The 2,463-nt window shown below is 45.9% G+C and carries 3 protein-coding genes; all 3 read left to right on the top strand.

Translation table 11 applies throughout. The annotated features are described in order from the left end of the window. Positions 1-204 precede the first annotated feature (204 nt). The 3 genes from CAG68_RS00175 to CAG68_RS00165 all read left to right on the top strand — a co-directional run bounded on the left by CAG68_RS00175 (position 205) and on the right by CAG68_RS00165 (position 2,442). Positions 205-495, top strand: a complete 291-nt coding sequence (locus CAG68_RS00175; RefSeq protein ID WP_005373989.1) for a co-chaperone GroES — start codon at positions 205-207, stop codon at positions 493-495. Positions 496-528: 33 nt separating this feature from the next. Further along, on the top strand, positions 529-2,127 hold the full coding sequence (gene groL, locus CAG68_RS00170) for a chaperonin GroEL (RefSeq protein ID WP_064354510.1): 1,599 nt from the start codon (positions 529-531) through the stop codon (positions 2,125-2,127). 105 nt (positions 2,128-2,232) lie between these two features. Next, positions 2,233-2,442, top strand: coding sequence for a hypothetical protein (locus tag CAG68_RS00165; protein WP_005373984.1), 210 nt, complete (start codon positions 2,233-2,235; stop codon positions 2,440-2,442). Positions 2,443-2,463 lie beyond the last annotated feature (21 nt).

Below are 2,463 nucleotides of genomic sequence, written 5' to 3'. Positions count from 1 at the left end.
ATAAAGAGATGCTAAGTGGTTGTGAATGCGATAATTCGATAGGAAATTTTATTTAATTTAATAAAAAATTTTTATCAAATTCACCTCTTGAACTCTCATTTTTCGACCTTATTATTTTCATCGAAAGCGAGCTGTCGACTCGCAAATCCATCTTGATGTTTATTTTGTCTTTTATTTTTGGTTCCAAGTAGGAGGCACTTAAAAATGAAAATTCGTCCTTTAAATGACAAGCTAATTGTTGAAAGACAAGAGGTGGAAAATAAATCTGAAGGGGGAATCGTTTTAACTTCTCAGTCGGTGAAAAAATCAAACCGCGGGAAAGTCATTGCTGTTGGTTTAGGTAAACGTCTTGAAAATGGCGAACGCGCTGCGATGGAAGTCAAAGTGGGCGACCAAATCATTTTCAATGACGGTTACGGCGTGAAAACCGAGAAAATTGACGGCGCAGAATACTTAATTCTGTCCGAATCTGATGTGTTAGCAATCGTTGAGTAATTATTTTTGTAGTAGTTTTTTGAGGAGATAACCATGGCTGCAAAAGACGTATTATTTGCTAATGACGCACGTCAAAAAATGCTGAAAGGTGTGAACTTACTGGCGGACGCAGTAAAAGTGACACTAGGCCCGAAAGGCCGCAACGTTGTGCTTGATAAATCTTACGGCGCGCCAACCATCACCAAAGATGGCGTGTCTGTAGCGAAAGAAATCGAACTGAAAGATAAGTTCGAAAACATGGGCGCACAAATGGTGAAACAAGTGGCGTCCAAAGCGAATGATGAAGCGGGGGACGGTACAACGACCGCTACCGTACTGGCGCAATCTTTCATCAATGAAGGTCTTAAAGCGGTAGCCTCTGGCATGAACCCAATGGACCTAAAACGTGGTATCGACAAAGCCACTGAAGCGGCGGTTGAGAAACTACGTGAAATGTCTAAGCCATGCAGCGACAAAGAATCTATCACCCAAGTGGGTAGCATTTCTGCAAACAGCGATCGCGCGATCGGTGAAATCATTGCAGAAGCGATGGAGAAAGTGGGTCGCAATGGCGTGATTACGGTTGAAGAAGGCCAAGGTCTAAACAACGAATTGTCTGTGGTTGAAGGTATGCAATTTGACCGCGGTTACTTGTCGCCATACTTCATCACTAACCAAGAAAATGGCAGCGTCGAGCTAGACAACCCTTACATCCTATTGGTGGACAAAAAAGTCAGCAGCATCCGCGAGCTATTGCCTGTACTAGAAGAAGTGGCGAAATCTTCTCGCTCGCTATTGATCATTGCTGAAGACATCGAAGGTGAAGCGCTAGCGACATTGGTTGTGAACAACATGCGCGGCATCGTGCGTGCGACCGCGGTGAAAGCGCCTGGCTTTGGTGACAACCGTAAAGCGATGATGGAAGACATTGCGGTACTAACTGCTGGTACGGTCATCTCTGAAGAAATCGGCCTAGAGCTCGAAAAAGCAACGTTAGAGCAACTAGGTAGTGCGAAGAAAGTGACCATCACCAAAGACACAACAACCATTGTGGGTGGCGCAGCAGAAGCAAGCGCGATTGCTGATCGTGTGGCTTCGATTGAAAAACAAATCGAAACAACCACCTCTCAATACGATAAAGACAAGCTTCAACAACGTGTTGCGAAGCTTTCTGGCGGCGTAGCGGTGATCAAGATCGGCGCTGCAACCGAAGTTGAGATGAAAGAGAAGAAAGATCGCGTGGACGATGCACTACACGCTACTCGCGCAGCGGTTGAAGAAGGTATTGTTGCTGGTGGTGGTGTTGCCCTAACTAAGATCGCGAAAGAATTGGCGGATCTAAAAGGCGACAATGATGACCAAAACGTGGGTATCCGAGTTGCGCTACGTGCAATGGAAGAGCCTCTTCGTCAAATCGCAACTAACGCAGGTGACGAAGCTTCTGTTGTGGCGAACGCTGTCAAATCTGGTGATTCCGATTACGGTTACAACGCTGCAACAGGTGAATACGGCAACATGATCGAAATGGGCATCTTGGACCCTGCGAAAGTAACACGCTCAGCGCTTCAATTCGCTGCGTCTGTTGCTGGCTTGATGATCACCACTGAAGCGATGATCACCAACCACGTTGAAGACAAAGAACTTGATATCTAACGTCATCAACCGTTAGTGATTAAGTAAGCGTTAAAATAACAATAACATTGCAAAATCTAAGCGGGCTCGCTTGAGCCCGCTAATCAGTCATTTGAGGTAAGTGTTATGACCCGTTTACCTGCGTTTTCTTTCTCAATATCTGAGCCGGGCGGTAATGAAGCTTCGTCAACGTGGCCGACTGCTATTCACTTCCCCCTCGTTCCAGCTGGGCCAGAGTTTTCGATCGAAAATGCTCTGCCTAAACGTCCGACAGTGACGATATTCACTATCGATCTGTCTCAGTTATTTAAAGGGGACGCTCGGGTCATCCATTAACTGTATCGAAACAGCCAGCGC

It is taken from the genome of Vibrio sp. V42_P2S4T144 (genome assembly GCF_009904715.1).
In the GTDB taxonomy this organism is placed as follows: Bacteria; Pseudomonadota; Gammaproteobacteria; order Enterobacterales; family Vibrionaceae; genus Vibrio; species Vibrio alginolyticus.
The sequence above is the reverse complement of the archived record's forward strand: the minus strand, read 5'-3'. Positions and strand labels throughout refer to the sequence as shown.